The organism is Rhizobacter sp. P2_H2, from assembly GCF_056403375.1.
Genome location: NZ_JBFUFP010001728.1, coordinates 1 through 665, shown reverse-complemented (window position 1 = coordinate 665; position 665 = coordinate 1). Strand labels below are relative to the sequence as shown.

Here is a 665-nt window from a genome sequence, read left to right as displayed (position 1 = left end):
CATCACCACCATCGCGTCGGTCGGCCCGAAGCCCATGCCGCCCAGCGCCTCGGGCACGAACAGCCCGGCCAGCCCGAGGTCGGCCATCTCGCGCCACGCCTCGCGCGAGCAGCCCCCGGCCTGCACGATGCGCTTGCGCCGCTCGGCGTCGTAGCCCTTGGCGACCCACTTGCGCACCGAGTCGCGCAGCATCTCTTGATCGTCGGAGAAGTCGAAGTCCATGTCGTTTCCTCAGCTGCCGCAGGGCCGCCCCAAGGCGGCTGAGCGCCCCCTCGGGGGGCAGGAATGAAATGACGTGGGGGCCAACATGTCACCCCAGCACCGTCTGCGCGACGATGTTGCGTTGCACCTCGTTGCTGCCGCCGTAGATCGTGGTCTTGCGCACGTTGAAATAGGTCGCGGCCAGCGGCGCGCAATACGCCGCGCCGACGTGGTCACCCTGCCAGCCGGCCTCCATGGCGTCGTGGATGAAGGGCACGCTGTACGGCCCGGCCGCCAGCATCAGCAGTTCGGTCAGGCGCTGCTGGATCTCGCTGCCGCGGATCTTCAGCAGCCCGGCGACGTCCAGCGACTGCTTGCCGGACTTTTCAGCGCTGAGCACCCGCAGCACCATCATCTCCAGCGCGACGATCTCGACCTCCAGCTTCGCGATCTCGTCGCGGAAG

At 68.3% G+C, this 665-nt stretch carries 2 protein-coding genes; both read right to left on the bottom strand.

The genetic code is table 11. The features are described 5' to 3' along the window. Nucleotides 1–222 (bottom strand): acyl-CoA dehydrogenase family protein (locus tag AC1D15_RS35875; protein WP_477829839.1); only part of this gene is annotated, 222 nt, incomplete at its 3' end. A gap of 88 nt (nucleotides 223–310) precedes the next feature. Then, nucleotides 311–665 (bottom strand): acyl-CoA dehydrogenase family protein (locus AC1D15_RS35870; RefSeq protein WP_477829838.1); only part of this gene is annotated, 355 nt, incomplete at its 5' end.